The 14896-nt window shown below is 48.1% G+C and carries 18 protein-coding genes; 9 read left to right on the top strand and 9 right to left on the bottom strand.

The window, feature by feature from the left end; genetic code table 11:
• Positions 1-98: 98 nt before the first annotated feature.
• Both AC3Y2E_RS12325 and AC3Y2E_RS12320 read right to left on the bottom strand, forming a co-directional pair.
• A complete protein-coding gene (locus AC3Y2E_RS12325) occupies positions 99-803 on the bottom strand; it encodes an HAD family hydrolase (RefSeq protein WP_379210569.1) in 705 nt (234 codons plus the stop codon).
• A 146-nt stretch (positions 804-949) separates the two neighbouring features.
• Entirely contained in the window at positions 950-1435 is a 486-nt protein-coding gene (locus AC3Y2E_RS12320) for a GNAT family N-acetyltransferase (protein ID WP_379210762.1), read from the bottom strand.
• A 229-nt stretch (positions 1436-1664) separates the two neighbouring features.
• On the opposite strand from AC3Y2E_RS12320, the gene AC3Y2E_RS12315 reads away from it, so the two are divergent.
• Entirely contained in the window at positions 1665-2483 is an 819-nt protein-coding gene (locus AC3Y2E_RS12315; RefSeq protein WP_379210567.1) for an AraC family transcriptional regulator, read from the top strand.
• Positions 2484-2541: 58 nt separating this feature from the next.
• Here the strand turns inward: AC3Y2E_RS12315 and AC3Y2E_RS12310 are convergent, their stop codons facing one another.
• Both AC3Y2E_RS12310 and AC3Y2E_RS12305 read right to left on the bottom strand, forming a co-directional pair.
• A complete protein-coding gene (locus AC3Y2E_RS12310) occupies positions 2542-3510 on the bottom strand; it encodes a sugar phosphate isomerase/epimerase family protein (RefSeq protein WP_379210565.1) in 969 nt (322 codons plus the stop codon).
• A gap of 93 nt (positions 3511-3603) precedes the next feature.
• Positions 3604-4692 (bottom strand): Gfo/Idh/MocA family protein, encoded by a 1089-nt coding sequence (locus AC3Y2E_RS12305; RefSeq protein WP_190929898.1) that lies wholly within the window; start codon positions 4690-4692, stop codon positions 3604-3606.
• A 387-nt stretch (positions 4693-5079) separates the two neighbouring features.
• On the opposite strand from AC3Y2E_RS12305, the gene AC3Y2E_RS12300 reads away from it, so the two are divergent.
• From AC3Y2E_RS12300 to AC3Y2E_RS12280, 5 genes are all read left to right on the top strand, one after another.
• Positions 5080-5730 (top strand): hypothetical protein, encoded by a 651-nt coding sequence (locus AC3Y2E_RS12300; protein ID WP_379210562.1) that lies wholly within the window; start codon positions 5080-5082, stop codon positions 5728-5730.
• Positions 5720-6241: an accessory gene regulator B family protein gene (locus tag AC3Y2E_RS12295; protein ID WP_379210560.1), complete on the top strand. Its 522-nt coding sequence runs from the start codon at positions 5720-5722 to the stop codon at positions 6239-6241. Before AC3Y2E_RS12300 ends, AC3Y2E_RS12295 begins: the two co-directional genes overlap by 11 nt.
• Positions 6242-6245: 4 nt before the next feature.
• Complete coding sequence (locus AC3Y2E_RS12290) at positions 6246-6365, top strand: cyclic lactone autoinducer peptide (RefSeq protein ID WP_190929896.1); 120 nt, start codon at positions 6246-6248, stop codon at positions 6363-6365.
• A 63-nt stretch (positions 6366-6428) separates the two neighbouring features.
• Entirely contained in the window at positions 6429-6818 is a 390-nt protein-coding gene (locus AC3Y2E_RS12285; protein WP_190929895.1) for a LytTR family DNA-binding domain-containing protein, read from the top strand.
• Between the two features lie 184 nt (positions 6819-7002).
• Positions 7003-7686, top strand: a complete 684-nt coding sequence (locus tag AC3Y2E_RS12280; RefSeq protein ID WP_379210557.1) for a hypothetical protein — start codon at positions 7003-7005, stop codon at positions 7684-7686.
• 450 nt (positions 7687-8136) lie between these two features.
• Here AC3Y2E_RS12280 and AC3Y2E_RS12275 read toward each other — a convergent pair whose 3' ends face one another.
• Positions 8137-9270: an N-acetylmuramoyl-L-alanine amidase gene (locus tag AC3Y2E_RS12275; protein ID WP_379210555.1), complete on the bottom strand. Its 1134-nt coding sequence runs from the start codon at positions 9268-9270 to the stop codon at positions 8137-8139.
• Between the two features lie 200 nt (positions 9271-9470).
• On the opposite strand from AC3Y2E_RS12275, the gene AC3Y2E_RS12270 reads away from it, so the two are divergent.
• Both AC3Y2E_RS12270 and AC3Y2E_RS12265 read left to right on the top strand, forming a co-directional pair.
• On the top strand, positions 9471-10154 hold the full coding sequence (locus AC3Y2E_RS12270; RefSeq protein WP_379210553.1) for a sodium:solute symporter family transporter: 684 nt from the start codon (positions 9471-9473) through the stop codon (positions 10152-10154).
• 43 nt (positions 10155-10197) lie between these two features.
• A complete protein-coding gene (locus AC3Y2E_RS12265) occupies positions 10198-10542 on the top strand; it encodes a hypothetical protein (RefSeq protein WP_379210551.1) in 345 nt (114 codons plus the stop codon).
• Between the two features lie 30 nt (positions 10543-10572).
• Here AC3Y2E_RS12265 and AC3Y2E_RS12260 read toward each other — a convergent pair whose 3' ends face one another.
• Positions 10573-11337 (bottom strand): stalk domain-containing protein, encoded by a 765-nt coding sequence (locus AC3Y2E_RS12260; RefSeq protein ID WP_379210549.1) that lies wholly within the window; start codon positions 11335-11337, stop codon positions 10573-10575.
• A 126-nt stretch (positions 11338-11463) separates the two neighbouring features.
• Between AC3Y2E_RS12260 and AC3Y2E_RS12255 the strand changes: the two genes are divergently transcribed.
• A complete protein-coding gene (locus AC3Y2E_RS12255) occupies positions 11464-12060 on the top strand; it encodes an RNA polymerase sigma factor (RefSeq protein ID WP_379210547.1) in 597 nt (198 codons plus the stop codon).
• Positions 12061-12277: 217 nt separating this feature from the next.
• Here the strand turns inward: AC3Y2E_RS12255 and AC3Y2E_RS12250 are convergent, their stop codons facing one another.
• From AC3Y2E_RS12250 to AC3Y2E_RS12240, 3 genes are all read right to left on the bottom strand, one after another.
• Positions 12278-13171: a hypothetical protein gene (locus AC3Y2E_RS12250; protein ID WP_379210545.1), complete on the bottom strand. Its 894-nt coding sequence runs from the start codon at positions 13169-13171 to the stop codon at positions 12278-12280.
• A gap of 59 nt (positions 13172-13230) precedes the next feature.
• Complete coding sequence (locus tag AC3Y2E_RS12245) at positions 13231-13800, bottom strand: hypothetical protein (protein WP_379210543.1); 570 nt, start codon at positions 13798-13800, stop codon at positions 13231-13233.
• A 69-nt stretch (positions 13801-13869) separates the two neighbouring features.
• Complete coding sequence (locus AC3Y2E_RS12240; RefSeq protein WP_379210541.1) at positions 13870-14514, bottom strand: zinc metalloprotease; 645 nt, start codon at positions 14512-14514, stop codon at positions 13870-13872.
• Between the last annotated feature and the right edge of the window lie 382 nt (positions 14515-14896).

Genomic DNA, 14896 nt, shown 5'->3' with positions numbered 1-14896 from the left:
TTGAAAAAGCTCTTGTGCCGTTTTACCTGCACGAAGAGCTTTGATCGTTGCTTTTTTACCGATTGCTGCGACCCGTTTCGGACTGTCCCGGCGCGGCCTCAGCCTTTGGAGGCGATCACGGCCGGAAGCTCGTTCAGCCGCTCGATCGCATACTGAGGCGCGAACGGGCCCTGAACCGGCAGCCGGCCGCGGTTGTAGAAGCAGAAGTCGATCCCGGCATTGCCCGCCCCCACCCCGTCGATCTCCAGCGAATCCCCGATGTACAGCACTTCCGTCCGGTCCAGCCCGAGCTCCCCAAGCGCAATCTCGAATATACTCCGGTCCGGCTTCAGAAAACCCACCTCGTCGGAGATGATAAAGGCGTCAAACAGATGGGCGATGTTCCCGCTCGCCGTCCGTTTGCGCTGGGCTTCGCCGATGCCGTTGGAGATGACGGCCAGCTTCCGGCTGCCGTGCAGCTCCGTCAACAGCTCCTGGGCCCCGTCCTCGAAATGGCATAACTCGCAGAAGTGCTCCCAGTAGGTGCGTGCGAGCGGAACCGAGTGAACCGCGTCCCACTCCAGCCGCTGCAACGTATCGCGGAACGAATATTCGAGCACCTGATGAATCGTCAGCTTGCGTTCGATCCTCTCGCTCCAGTACACCCAATTGATCGGGGCGAAAGCTTCCCAGAACAACTCCCAAGTAAACCGCTCCCACTGCTCGAGCCCATGCTTCCGGCCGGTCAGGCGCATCGAATCCGATTCACACAGGTCGTAATTCAACAACGTATTGTCCAGATCAAAAATGACCGCTTTATACAATCATACTCCTCCGTTTCACACCTGATGATTTTCGCCGGCTGCTCCACCCGGTCCGGGCCAATGCATACAAATCAAGGAAAACCGCTTTTACCGTCACAGCCGTTCCTCTCCTTCCCAGGCAATGGGATGTTATCGTTCCTCCGGACCTACAGCCTCTTCTCCAGGCAAATCCGGTACTCCTCGAAGCCGTACTTCCGGTGCAGCGAGCGGGAAGCCGCGTTCTCCGTCCCCGTCTCCGAGCGAAGCAGATTCGCTCCGCTTCGTCTGACGCTGTCCTCCACATAGGCCAGCAGCCGCATGCCGTACCCCTCTCTCCGATAATCCGGGGCGATATAGAAATCGCGAATCTCGGCAATCGTCAGCGCATAGTCCGGCACATCGGCGAACGTCGACCAGACGTATCCGATCAGCCGCCCGTCGTCGTCCTCCGCCAACTCCGCGATCGTCCGGGGATCGTCCAGCGTTTCCAGCATTGCGGAATAAAACTGCTCCGGCTGCGACGTGGACATCCATTTCGCCTTGTACTCCTCATACGGCAGTTCTCTCGCCCACGACGTGTCACAGGCGTAGTTCACTTCGCAGTGAAGCGCCAGCAGCAGCTTTTTATCGTGTTCCTTGTCGATTGGACGCATGTTCAATGCGCGCTCACCCTTTCAGCCGATTGTTCCCATGTACTACTTTCCAGACGCCTTCGCGAAACTCCTCCTTCCTCATCCGGCAAAAAATTCTATAACGAACTCATGCGTCACCTAATGGACAAACACGGCGAAGTACCAGCCGCATGTTCTACACCGCCGCACCTATGGTACAATCAGGATAAAAAACCGGACATGCTGCGTAAAAGCAGGGGAGGCAACAATCGTGACGGAATGCGAAGTGTTGGCTGCGGGGTATTCGTATCATACGAAGCCGTTTCATATTGCGACGACACGGGGACTGCGCAACTATTTGATCCGATTCCAGGTCGAAGGCAGCTGCCGCATCCTCGTAGACGGCGAAGTTCGCCTGATCGTCCCGGGAGATCTGCTGCTGTACAAGCCGAAGGACGCCTACGATCTTCGGATTGAAGCCGAACATCAGCCTGGCGGGGAACGGGAAGTGTCGAGTGGGGACTACTACTTTTTCTGCCGCGGGCCGTGGCTCGAGGAATGGTGGAGCCGCACGGTCAAATCCAGACATATGAAGCTGCCGCTTAGCAAGGAAGTGCTCCATCTGTGCAGGCAAACGATACTGGAGCATCGGCGCAGCAAAGATCCGGCCAAGGAAATGACCGAATACTACATGCGTCTGCTCTGCCTGACAATCGAACGGGCCAGCCGGGAACAACGGTCCCCCGAGGAAAAGGGCCGGTCGTTTCTCGCCTACGAGATGAAGCGGTATATCGAAGAGAACGCCCTCTCCCCGCTTAAAATCGAAGACGTCGCGCAACATGTGGATTTGAGCGTATCCCGGGCCGTCCATTTGTTCAAATCGGTGTTCGATCAGACGATTATGCAATACGTCCAGCAGATTCGTCTGTCGGTGGCGCGCGAGCGAATCTTATTCAGCAAAATGTCGCTGGAGCAAATCGCCGAGACGTCCGGCTTTAACAGCTACACGTATTTCTATCGCGTGTTCCGGGCCCGTTACGGCATGAGCCCAAAGGAATACCGGGCCGGCGACATGAACTGGATCGACTGACGGTACACGACAAAAACAAGCGCTCCCCCGAACCCAATCGGAGAAGCGCCTTCGATGATTATACCCACCACATTTGTCCGAGCGGCTCGCGCAGCAGCACCTGCTGCAAGTTCGTCACCGCTTTGGTGAAGCCTTCGTCGACCGACATCAGGCCGTCTTCGTGTTCGATGCTGACGACATAGTCGTAGCCGACCAGACGAAGAGCGCTCAGAATGTCCGCCCAGGTTTTCAGATCGTGACCGAAGCCGACCGTACGGAACTGCCATGCCCGGTCGAGCATCAGCGAGTACGACTGCATATCGGTAATGCCGTGTTTGTTCACGTTGATCGGATCGATCGTCGTGTCTTTGGCGTGGAAATGGTGAATCGCTCCGGCACGGCCCAGAATATGAACCGCTTGGACCGGATCGATGCCTTGCCACCACATATGGCTCGGATCAAGGTTCGCGCCGATTACTTCGCCGGCCGCTTCGCGCAGTCGGAGCAGCGTTCCCGGGCTGTGCACGGAGAAACCCCCGTGAAGCTCGAGGCCGATTTTGACATTACGCTCCGAGGCGTAACGTCCCCACTCCGTCCAGTAAGGGATGACTTTGGTCTCCCACTGCCACGTCAGTAGCTCCTGGTAATCGTTGGGCCATGGAGCCACCGGCCAGTTCGGGTATTTCGCATCGTCGGAATCCCCCGGACAGCCGGAGAACGTGTTGACCACCGGAACTTCTAGGCGCTGCGCCAGATCGACCGTCTTCACGAACGTATCGTGGAACTCCTTCGCGATATGCTTCTGCGGATGGAGCGGATTGCCGTGGCAGCTAAGAGCGCTGATCGTCAGCCCGCGGGATTCGACCGCCTGCTTGAACGCCTTGAGCTTGGACGCGTCGGCGAGCAGCGTATCCGGATCGCAGTGTGCGTTGCCCGGATATGCGCCTGTGCCGATCTCGACCGCTTCCAGTCCTTTGGAGGCGATGTAATCCAGCGCCTCCTCGAACGGACGGCCGGAGAACAATACGGTAAATACGCCAAGTTTCATATCGGATATCCTCCTTCCCGGTTATACGAAAGGCTTCGGATCGAAGCCTTTCGCTGAAAGTAGCAGGTACGTGATAACAGCAGCTTGCGCCGATTATTGGTTCAAATAAACGGTTTTGCCGGTACGGCCGGATTCATACAACGCTTCAAGAATTTCCGTTACGACAAGCGCTTGCTCCGGCTTAACGAGCGGCTCTTTGCCTTCCAACAGCGCTTCAACCCACAAGCGCGCTTCCATGTCGCCGCTGCCTTCCTTCTTGCCGTCGTAGAACGCTACGCCGCCGGCGTCCGTTTTCACTTTCGTGTCGAACAGACGGCTGAATTGCTCGCCATTGATGCGCAGCCCGTCTTCCATATCGGCTCCGCCCTCGGTTCCGCACAGTACGGATTTGGCTTCGCCGACTTGCAGCGTGTTAAGCGCCCAGCTCGATTCGAGTACGATCGTAGCGCCGTTCTCCATCTTGATAAAGCCGAATGCGGAATCCTCTACCGTAAATTTCTTCGGGTCCCACGGGCCCCATGCGTTAGCCGCATTTTCCCGGCTGCCGAGCTTGTGGAATACCGAGCCCGTCACGCTGACCGGCTTGTAGTTGTCCATCATCCAGAGCGTCAGGTCGAGAGCGTGCGTGCCGATATCGATAAGCGGACCGCCGCCTTGCTTCTCCTCGTCCAGGAATACGCCCCAGGTTGGAACCGCGCGCCGGCGGATTGCCAAAGCTTTGGCGTAGTAGATCTCGCCGAGCTGGCCGCTTTCAGCCACTTGCTTCATATGGAGGCTATCCGGACGGTACCGGTTGTTATATCCGATCGTGAGCTTTTTGCCCGTTCTTTTTGCGGTCTCCACCATACGGCGGGCGCCTTCGGCCGTTTTGGCCATCGGCTTTTCGCACATAACGTGCTTGTCTGCTTCCATAGCAGCGATGGAAATCTCCGCGTGAGAATCGTTAGGCGTACAGACGTGAACGACGTCGATCGTTTTGTCCTCAAGCAGCTGACGGTAATCCGTATATACTTTCGCACCTTCTGCGCCGTATTTCTTAGCCGCTTCCTGAGCGCGCTCCTCCACGATGTCGCAAAATGCTACCATTTCCGCATTTTTAACTTTAGCCAGACCCGGCATATGTTTGCCGTTGGCGATTCCGCCTGTACCGATAATGCCGATTCTCAATTTTCCGTTTGCCATGAAATTTACACCCTCCTACTATTCGCTTCCGCTACTTCTTTTATATACGCTAGCAAGTTCAGTTCTATGTAATCATAAAGCTATTTTTTTGAACATGAAGTATATGATCAAAAGATGAACTTTCTGGCTACGATTATTTTTCCAGCTTTATTTTCTACTGTGCAAGCCGTCGGGCAGATGAAGTTTTAGCCGGGTTAATGGACCTGAAGTGCGGGGATTCAATTGGAGGAATTGTCATAATTCGACCCCAATATTCGACCATAATTATAATGATTACTTATGAATTTACAAAATCTATCAGGTTCCCATTATTTTGCTTTATAGTTCTATCGGCTTATAGTATACTTGAGTGGAAACGATCTCACAGATGCAGATTGGGGAGTCATTATGGAAGCTTTATCGTTCATGGCTTTTTCGATGCTGGAATGGTTTTCGCTGATTATCCTGTCCTTCACGATGTTCAAGATCGAGATCAGGGGATTCCGTGGACAAATCGTTTTCACATCGTTTTTGCTGTCTCTACTTTCTTATATATTAATAGTGGCCTTGGATCTGGTAGGATATGCGACCTTCCTGCAGCCTCCGATCGTGTTTATTTTTTATTGGCAAATGTTCCGTATCCCCGCCTTTTATGCCGGACTGATTATGACCAACGGGTATTTGGCTTATATTTTCCTTACATCGATATCGTATATCGTCTTGCAACAGTTGGGTTCGATCCTCGTCGTTCCGGATACGACGATCAGCTTTGCCAATCAATCGGTCACGGCCCTTGTAGCTTTATTGGTTGCGTACGCTATTCATAAATACCGGATCGGGTACACCTTTGTTCCGTATTACCCGAACTCGAATATTAAGTTCACCAAAATCAATACCAGACTTTTGCTGTTTACGATTATGGGGTATCTGGCTTTAACCAGCTTTAATTTCTTATACTTTTTGGGCAACTACACCCAGTTTATTATTATTCCGATTACAGTATCTCTAGTCCTCTTACAATATTGGGTACTGAAAAAGGAGTTTTCCGATGATCATTGAAGCCTGGTCCGAGAAAATCGCCCGATCCATTAAAAACACCAATGAGAACATAACGGTAAGTATCCCGGTGATGAAGTTTGCCCTGATTATCATCATCAACTTTACGATACCGGTGGTCGTCTCCTTATTGATCGGTCTGTTGACGGGCAAGTTTCTGGAAACCTTAACGGCCATCACCTTTTTCGTGGTGCTGCGGCTCTTGTCGGGCGGCTTCCACTTCCAGTCCCCGATCCCGTGTATGATCACGATGGTCGTTATAACCGCCGTTCCTCCACATGTCAGCTTGCCTGATATGTGGAGTACAGCCTTTACGATCGCCGCTCTCACCCTGGCAGCTCTTCTGGCCCCTTCCAACTTGCGCGGATACCACACGATGCCGGAAAAATACTATCCTTTAATGAAGGTTGCTTCCGTCTTACTCATATGCAGCAATTTTTTCTTCCACTCCTCAGTGATCGCATCCGTGTTTCTCATCCAAGGCATTTTATTATTTCGATGGAAGGAGGTGTAAACCGATGGTACAAAAAGCAGCAAATGTAGTCGCCCATGTCCTTGATCTTGTAGCTCGTTGCTTCGTGCAGACTGCCTCTCCTTCGACTCATCGTCCAGAAATACCGGAGGAATTGAAGAAGTAATCTTTGATTAAGGCTGTCAGAGCCTTCTGACAGCCTACCCTTTTTGCTGGAGTTGACACTATAATGAAGTATCCCGTTACTCACGATCCGGATAACAATGGTCGAGTCATCATGCTTGATATAGAAGACATTGTTAAAATAGAAGTACATAACCGCAGCGTAACCTTTCATACAACCGAAGAGGTTTACTATCCTTTGGCCTGGAACATTTCTACACTAGAGCCGCATGTACTGGAACACGGTTTTCAAAGGCTGGACCGTAACAACTTGGTGAATATGAACAAAATAACTCACTTTGATGAAGAGCGCGCGCTCGTTTTTTTTGATGCCGAACTTACAAATAAAAGCAAATTTGCTACAATCTCGAACAGAGAAAAAAATAAAGTGAAAAAAGATATTATTGAAATCATCCAGAAGCCCAAAAAGCTGACGGATGACGGTTTCAATATGTAGAATCTTCTTTACGCAGATTAAGCCGCCGATATCCATACGGCTTTCACATATAAGAATGACGACTCAATACCGTTTTTTTCACAACATGAGCACGATTGCTGCATTGGACCGACATTCCTGATATCGGTTTTTTCACTTCAGGTAACGGCCTTTTCGATAACCTTAACCGATACGGAGAAACATGATGAACGCTTTGATGTTCCTAACCATTTCCATATTGGAATGGATCGCTTTGATTCTGCTTACGTTTTCGATTTATCGATTCCCCATGCGGGACTATGCGGCTCAGGTCGGAATTACCGCCTTATTGTTGTCGATTATTTCCTTAGTTTTGTTTGAGTATCTGGACATCGATATACTGGCCACGCTTATTCAGCCCTTATTCGTTTTTCTCTTTTTTTGGCTCTTCTTCAAAGTGCCTGTTTATTATGCCGGCTTATGCGTAGTGAATGGGTATTTAGGTTATGCAGCAATCCAATCGATCGTCTTTTATGTGTACGAGCTTCTCGGCATTATGATCAATCCTGGAACGGCTCTCGCTTACTTGGCGCAAGCCGTAACGGCTGCAGTCGCATTTATCGTCATCGGGTTTGCCTTGAAATATCGTCTCGGGTTTTCCTTTGTGACCCCGAACGAAATTACGAGGGTACGGCTGAGGGGAACCAACCTGAAGCTGCTGCTATTAACCTTTGCAGGGTATGGGGCAATCTCCAGCTTTAACTTTTTATATTATTTGAGCGACTACACCATCATCATCGTTCTGCTGATGTTCTCCGCCTTTGCGATCATCCAATACTGGACGTTCCAGAAAGAGTACGAGTCGTCGCATTGGCACCGGGCAAGAACCGAGATGAGGAAAAACAACTGAACGACTAAACGAAGCCTTTTTTACATCGAATGACGCTTGTCCGCACCGCGCGCGTCTCTCGGCGCGGTGCGGACAAGCGTAAACGGCAGCTTGCAGACAGAACCGGGAGGGCTCGGCCTTGTTGTGAAGGTAGACGTGCCGGCTTTGCAAGGAATAAGAGTCTTTGGCACCCTTTATTATCGTCCTAATCGAAAGATGGGGGCAAATAAAGGCGGTTTGCACCCCTTATTTCAGCCAAACGGCGGGGGTCCCACCGTTTTCGTGGAAAATAGCAGCTTCAAACCGCTCTTATCCGGTTCCTCCTGCATTCGCTTCCTTCCCGCATTTGGTTCCTTCCTGCATCCGGCTCGTCCGTTTACGACCAAAACCCCCGATCTGCCGGAACACACGGCGTTCGGGGGTTTTGGGTTGTGCGGCCTAACCGCTGCTCCAGCTATAGCAGCGCGCCGGTCATGGCGTCTGCACCCAGGCGTCGCCGAGCCACGTCCGGATATGGAGCCAGCCGTTCCAGCTCCCGAAAGCTTGCACCGTCTGCGGAGACAGCTCGCCGATAACAGGCTCGTCCGCAAAAGGCAATCGGCGGAAGGACGTGACCGACGTGAACTCGACCAACTGCGTCTCGCTCTCGATCTGTCCGGTTACCGCCTTCGGCACGCGGACCCAGCTGTCGCCGAGCCAGGTGTCGATCCGGTACCAGTCGCCCGCTCTTTCCCGGGCCGATACGGTTTGCGGACCGAGGTAAGCGCCTACGGGCGTTAATCTGCCGCTGACCCGGTCATACAGATCCGTATCGCCCAGCAGCGTCAACGGCTGCTCGAACGGCTGCGGGGCCCAGGGAGATTTGCCCGCTGCGTCCGTCATATACCGGTGCACACCCGCCGCAATCCCTTCCGCCATCTTCTCCTGATACGCCTCCGTCGAAAGCAGCCGGTCCTCTTCGGCATTGCTCATGAAGCCCATCTCGATCAGGATGTTCGGCACCTTGGACCAATTGAACCCGGACAAATCGTCGCGCGGTACCGTCCCCCGCGAATTCGCCTGCGTCGCGGCCACCAGATCCGTCAGCACGATCTCCGCCGCCGTCTTACTGAGCGAATACAATTCGTCCGATAAGGCCACCGAAGACGCCGGATACAAGACCGAAGCTCCCTTCGCCTTCGTCGAGGTGGAACCGTCCGCATGAATGCGCAAAAACAGATCCGCGTCAGCCCCATTAGCCAGTTCCGCCCGCTCTTTGTTGCTGATATCGACCTCATGCGTATCGCGCGTCATCACCACTTGGTAACCTAACGCCTCCAGCTTCCCCCGGATTCGCTTCGACACCTCCAGCGTCAGCACGTATTCCGGCTTACCGGTCGCGACGCCGCGCGTGCCGGACGATACTTTCGGCTTCTTCTCGGAAGAGCCGGGTCCGACCGATTCCAATTGATTATTGCCTCGCAACTGGTGTCCCGGATCGATGCATATCACGGGAGCGCCGGAGGCGGCGGCACCCGCCGCAGACGCCAATACGGCCTGTACAGGCAGGCTAAGACTCAGAAGCAAGCTAAAAGCCAACATACGTTTGATTCTACGTGTTCTCACAACCGCAATCCTCGCTCTTTATGGAATAGATCCTGCTGTTAGTAATGTACCATCGTTTGGCGAAGCGTACAACGGCGGCGCTTCCCCCTGTGCGCCCTCCGGCCCAACCGAATAAGCTGTCATGAAAGGAAGAAAATCCGATATGCTCTAGTAATGCGCTTTCCGGGAAGCGCTATTCCTATCTTAAAGGAGAGGATCACATGCACACGCTGGATTGGGTTGTCATGGGGCTCTACTTCCTGCTCATGGTCGGGATCGGTTTATGGTCGTACCGTCAAGTGAAAGGAACCGGGGATTTCTTCACCGCAGGCGGCCGTATGCCATGGTGGTTATCGGGCATTTCCCACCATATGTCGGGTTACAGCGCCGCCGTCTTCGTCGCTTACGCGGGCGTCGCTTACAAGTACGGCTTCACGCTTTACGTATGGTGGGCCGTACCGGTCGCGGTTGCGGTCTTTTTCGGCGCGCGCTGGATCGCCCCACGCTGGTCCCGGCTGCGGCAGCAGCTTCATATCGAGTCGCCTACGGAATATTTGGCGGCAAGATATAACGTGCCCACCCAGCAAATTATGGCGTGGAGCGGGGTGCTGCTGAAGCTGTTCGACGTAGGCGCCAAGTGGGCCGCCATCGCCGTTATTTTGAATGTATTTGCCGGGGTGCCGCTGACGACCGGCATTATCGTGTCCGGCCTCCTATCGCTGTTCTACATCACGATAGGCGGATTGTGGGCGGACGCGCTGACCGACTTTGCCCAGTTCATCGTCCAGCTCGTAGCGGGACTCGCGATGTTCGTCATCGTGCTGATCAAGCTGGGCGGCATCGGCTCGATCGTCGACCTGTGGGATCATAGCGAGCTCAGTAGATGCAGTAAGAGTAATTGGTAATCTTGCCGCTTATCCATTAAAGAGCAAAAATACTGGTGAAATAATGGATATTGAAGAAGGAGAAGCAGAGTGGTTACTTGACGTACTGGAGGCAGTGTTTGATTTGACATTTGTACAACCGATTATGCTCGAGGAACGCAAGGAGAAATTGAACAAATTGAACGCAAAGTTGAGAGAACTGGGAAAAGAGAAAATGTTTGAGATGCCCCCAGGGGTCATTTCTATCTTGCCACGGGGAACCGTTGGAACAATACTCGGGAAGCCAGGTGCCGCCATCGCTGATCGGCCCGGCTGCAGGTGGGATCCGGAAGCCAGGGCGCGGCGGGAAGTCGGAGAACAGGGAACGCGGCCAGTGACTGATAAAGGCTACCAGTATCAACAACGGTAGCCTTTTAATCCTGTTGGTAGTTATTTTAACCTATTTGTTCATGGTTTCTTTAATAAATTCGAATAATTCGGCCCAACGATATTTTGCAGAGGATGTACTTTTATCTTCACAACCCTCAGAAATCATCTGGGTATTTAACATATTTCCATCCTCTAAATATAAATAACCATACACAGAATTATTATCAGCAACGGCTGGCTCATGTTCAAAGTTAACTGTTTTGCCCTCAAGTTTATCATTGGTACATGCTAATTGTGAAGGCTCTACTCCAATAAGGTGAACTTTTTCTGCTGTTGGCTTTTCTTCTCCAACTGGTAAAATCTCTATGGCATTGCCACTTACACTTTGAACAGTACCGCTACGTTTAGATTTAGTGCTTATGGTTATCGTTCTAGTTTTGTTTTCCCATCCGACCAGTGCCCCAAGTGCTTCGCTTGCAAAACGAACGGGTATTAATGTACTTCCGTCGATGATACGTCCGGGAACTTCTAAAGCAATTGCTTTATTATCCTTAAATCCCTGTAAGTCGCCTATTGTATATATCAAGGTGGTTTCACCGTATTTGGCCGTTACCTTGCTAGTTGTTTCATCCCATGAGACGGTTGCCCCATACTCTTCAAAGAGTTTCCGAAGTGGCACAAGAGTCGAGCCATTATCAATAACAGGTGAAACATTAAATTCGAGTAGTTTTCCATCAAGGAATACATGTGGGGCTTGATTTTCAGCATGGACTAATGTTGATAAAGAAAATAGGAGGTAAAAATAGGTGATGCACAGTATAACAACTTTTTTCATAAATATCTCTCCTTGTTTTAAGAAGTTACATAAAATTATACTACACAAAATAAATGTTATGCTATAATTGCTTTTGGATATATAATGTAAAAAAGTGTATTATTTACATTAATGGCTGTAAAGGGGATGATTGTAATTGCTACAGAGAATATAAATTTAGACCACCAATTAATAAACAGCTTTATAACGTTAGAATCAAAAGACCAAAAGATTATTTTTACGGAATTTAAAAAACTTGTATATCCTACAATTGCTTCAATTTTAAAAGACCAGATGTTAATCGAAGATGCTATTCAAGAAGCTTTCTATAAAATTATTAAAGTTAGTTCAAGCATTCAACATAGTACTAACTTTAAAGGTTGGCTAATTAAGGTCACTAAAAATACTGCTTTTGATATGCTACGAAGTAGAAAAAAAAGAAGGAGTATCAACTTTTCAAGCATTTCTAAAATCTCAAAGGAGGAAAATAGTAACTCGTTAATACTTGAACCAATAGATATTCTTGTGGAAAACAAGATCCGTAATGAAATTTTGATGTCTTCATTAAACGATTTAAAAGATGATTACAAAACTGTTTTAATCCTCTATTACGTTAAAGGTTTTTCATATCATGAGATTTCGAATGAATTAGGCATTACTATAAACGTTCTTAGGCAACGTCTTGCAAGAGCAAGAAAAAAATTAGCTAGTAACTTCGCCAGTAGATGGAATATCAAAAGTTAATCTTACTAATTTAAGAGATGAAGGGCTGGGAAATCAGACCTAAAAAGCGAACAGGCACGATAAGTTTAATGAACTAACCGAGCTGCTTCTGCTGATACTATATAATTAAGGAAAAACCCTCCAACACGGAGGTTTTTTCCTTTATAACCCACCTCTTGTGCTTGCTGACAGCGACGCTGACTACCCCTATAAGAACGGTTTACTGTTTCCATAGAATTTATTTTGAAATGATCCATCCTTCGACTAGATAATAGATATCTTCACTAAATTGCCATATCCACTGCTTTTTCAGCACAATATTTTTTGTTGGTATAACTTTTTGTATCATGGAGGATGTAATTCTTCCGTTAATGGTCAAACCACCACGGAGTCGCTCAATTTCCAATTGGACATCTTGGCGAAGCATCGATGCCGGATTATCAATCAAATTGGTAAGAGGCAATGGCCTTCTGTCTGCGAAATATCCCCAAGCATATTGTTCCGATGTTATAATTCCTACTCCTGTTTCTGCCTTAAGAAACTGCCATAGTTGTTGTAAATGCTTCTCAGCTACTAAATCACCGAAATGTTTAGCCAATGTAATGAGCTCTCGATTACCAGATTGTTCAACGACTTGAACAAAAGGAATAACCAATTGGCTAGAAACCGTTGAAGAAATAACAAGGGAATAAGTAGTTGGCTCTAGAATATGAATTGGACAGACTCGAAAGTCGATTAATAAAGCATTCAATAGTTTGCGAGCTCTCATTGCATTTGTTGAAAGACAACTTACAATTTCTTGAACTTCGTCAACAGGAATATCCACAATATCAATGTTTATTAACTTGATTTTTTGCTGGGTCGATTCGTCAAATTTATGTTTAGTTTCATGGATTGTCTGCCAATCAATATCTAGCAAGTCGATGTTCTTATAACAAGCAGCTATTTCCGATAAAGGCAAATCATAGGCATTTCCTGCCCCTATTATCAAAGTGTTGGTAAAATCCATACTAGATACTTTGGCAATATTGAACAATTTTTGAATTTCAACTTTATGAGATGTCCAATTGATAGGATCGCAATTGAAATTCATCGTCCGATAAAAATTTTGTATAGAATGGTGAATAACCATTACTCATCCCCTCGTTCGTGGAAGAGGTGCTGGGAAACCAGCCCTAATTTATTGTTATTTTAATTAAACTGCTGACTTACTTGTTCCTTTAACTTAAGAAAGTGCGTATCTTCGCCTAAATAGTCAGCTCGTTGAACACTTCTTATATCCCCAGCACCAGCAATGTTTTTATCATATTTGCCTTGGAAACCCCCGACGACTACATAGGTACCATCCACGTTGTTCTTTTTCAGAAAGAGGATGTATCTGCCTTCTTTATTCATCAAATTGTATCCTTCTTTGGGAACATACGTCTTTTGATCATGGTAATAACCTGGTTCATAAACATTGATTACTGATCCCGGTCCTACATCCCCCTTGAAAAGACGAACAACTTCAATTGAGGATTTGGTCGCACTATCAATGATAGTGTTGTTATGTTTAAAGTTGATAGTCTTCCTAGTGCCGTTAAACTTTGCTTCTACTATTAATTCAGAATCTTTAGCTAATTCTGCAGCGTCCTTGTAGATATAATAGTCCGCGTGGGACTCGATTACGTTTGTTTGTGGAATTGAGCCATTAGAATATCCAGCCCATCCTGCCCCGAGTACTGAAGTAATGGCAGTAAAAAAGAGAATGGCTTTTTTCATAGCGACCTCCAATAATAAATTTTAATATTTCATATTTAAAGCAAATAATTTTCAGATAGTGTTCATAAATCAGTATTTCCATGCGAGATTATCTGAATCAAGTTGAGTAGGGTGACGATAATCTGTTCCCAGGTTCTCTTCAACTATCCCTTGTTCCATAATTGATCCCGCATACCAAGGTTGATGTTTTAAGGAGAGAGCATGCCCTAATTCATGGCCAACAACCTTTTGTCTCTGATAATCGGTATAAAGTGAGCTATTATCCATATACCCATCATTAATCAGAATGTGAGCTTTGGCCCAGACAACTGTAGGATCTTGATTAAGATCTACTGAACTATGATCAGCCAAGTAAGGGTTACATGCTCCTGCATAAGTTGCCCAGTAATAGTCACCAGCATAAAAACGGAGATCGGCGTCACTTTCGGATGTAGCATTTGCAAAACCAATATCAGAGTTTGCAAGTTGGGCATAATCCACTCTCGCGGTCGAAACCCATGAACTATATCCCAATGACGAAACAGCACTATCACTCCAGACTTTAATAGCTAAAACGCTTGAAAAACCACTCTTGAAAAAGGCATCAGCATTTGTATATGCTGCTGCATAAATTTTTGTGGAAAAATAGCTTGTGCATATTGCCGCAGCTACGGCTCCAGTAATTAGCAACTTCTTTACCGTTGGACGCATAGACAAATTCATTGATCCTATCATTTAGAAAGCCTCCCTTAAATAAATGTTTTACTGATTGATGCACAACATTATGTGGTTAGCTCAACAGAAGACACCACCTTTACACTAATTTAGAATATTATGGTATATTCATGCTGTTATATATAACAACGGAATAAAACTCGTTTTAGTAACGATAAATCTATAAAAAAACTATAAAAAAACAAACCAAGACAATTACGACTCGAATAAAAGTTTCGTTCTAGCTTAAAATGGGAACTCATTCTTGTTTGAGGGAGGTGATTCGATTGACCATTGATTATTCCAAGCTTCCCAGGAATGACATGATCATTGTGGACATGAAGTCTTTTATGCGTCTGTGGAGTGTGTGTGACGCGGTTTAGATCCATTAGAAACGTATCTG

Source organism: Paenibacillus sp. MAH-35 (assembly GCF_058135425.1).
The sequence above is the reverse complement of the archived record's forward strand: the minus strand, read 5'-3'. Positions and strand labels throughout refer to the sequence as shown.

Bases quoted from the DNA above. Each gene is read 5' to 3' on its own strand.
- AC3Y2E_RS12280 (WP_379210557.1), top strand. From the start codon at position 7,003: ATGAACGCTTTGATGTTCCTAACCATTTCCATATTGGAATGGATCGCT.
- AC3Y2E_RS12320 (WP_379210762.1), bottom strand. From the start codon at position 1,435: ATGCGTCCAATCGACAAGGAACACGATAAAAAGCTGCTGCTGGCGCTT.
- AC3Y2E_RS12265 (WP_379210551.1), top strand. From the start codon at position 10,198: ATGGATATTGAAGAAGGAGAAGCAGAGTGGTTACTTGACGTACTGGAG.
- AC3Y2E_RS12255 (WP_379210547.1), top strand. From the start codon at position 11,464: ATGATTGTAATTGCTACAGAGAATATAAATTTAGACCACCAATTAATA.
- AC3Y2E_RS12245 (WP_379210543.1), bottom strand. From the start codon at position 13,800: ATGAAAAAAGCCATTCTCTTTTTTACTGCCATTACTTCAGTACTCGGG.
- AC3Y2E_RS12295 (WP_379210560.1), top strand. From the start codon at position 5,720: ATGATCATTGAAGCCTGGTCCGAGAAAATCGCCCGATCCATTAAAAAC.
- AC3Y2E_RS12250 (WP_379210545.1), bottom strand. From the start codon at position 13,171: ATGGTTATTCACCATTCTATACAAAATTTTTATCGGACGATGAATTTC.
- AC3Y2E_RS12300 (WP_379210562.1), top strand. From the start codon at position 5,080: ATGGAAGCTTTATCGTTCATGGCTTTTTCGATGCTGGAATGGTTTTCG.
- AC3Y2E_RS12305 (WP_190929898.1), bottom strand. From the start codon at position 4,692: ATGGCAAACGGAAAATTGAGAATCGGCATTATCGGTACAGGCGGAATC.
- AC3Y2E_RS12260 (WP_379210549.1), bottom strand. From the start codon at position 11,337: ATGAAAAAAGTTGTTATACTGTGCATCACCTATTTTTACCTCCTATTT.
- AC3Y2E_RS12290 (WP_190929896.1), top strand. From the start codon at position 6,246: ATGGTACAAAAAGCAGCAAATGTAGTCGCCCATGTCCTTGATCTTGTA.
- AC3Y2E_RS12285 (WP_190929895.1), top strand. From the start codon at position 6,429: ATGAAGTATCCCGTTACTCACGATCCGGATAACAATGGTCGAGTCATC.
- AC3Y2E_RS12240 (WP_379210541.1), bottom strand. From the start codon at position 14,514: ATGATAGGATCAATGAATTTGTCTATGCGTCCAACGGTAAAGAAGTTG.
- AC3Y2E_RS12310 (WP_379210565.1), bottom strand. From the start codon at position 3,510: ATGAAACTTGGCGTATTTACCGTATTGTTCTCCGGCCGTCCGTTCGAG.
- AC3Y2E_RS12270 (WP_379210553.1), top strand. From the start codon at position 9,471: ATGCACACGCTGGATTGGGTTGTCATGGGGCTCTACTTCCTGCTCATG.